Raw genomic sequence first — 238 nt, 5'->3', positions numbered from 1 at the left:
GCTTAGAATTTCAATACAGGCCGGGCGGCACCCCACCAGCGCCGCCACCGAAGCTAGCGCTCCGGTTTCAATGGCTCCCGCCTAACCTGTACAAACTGTACCAAAATTCAATATCAGGCTACAGTAAAGCTCCACGGGGTCTTACCGTCCTGTCGCGGGTAACCTGCATCTTCACAGGTACTAAAATTTCACCGAGTCTCTGGTTGAGACAGTGCCCAAAACGTTACCCCTGTCGTGC

The 238-nt window shown here is 53.8% G+C and carries 1 rRNA gene; it reads right to left on the bottom strand.

Going from position 1 to position 238, the window contains the following annotated elements:
• A 23S ribosomal RNA gene (locus tag JDS95_RS30830) occupies window positions 1–238 on the bottom strand; the annotation flags it as partial.

The sequence above is a fragment of the Bacillus cereus group sp. N24 genome (genome assembly GCF_016483345.1).
In the GTDB taxonomy this organism is placed as follows: domain Bacteria; phylum Bacillota; class Bacilli; order Bacillales; family Bacillaceae_G; genus Bacillus_A; species Bacillus_A toyonensis.
Note: the sequence above shows the minus strand (reverse complement) of the source record. Positions and strands in the feature narration are given on the sequence as shown.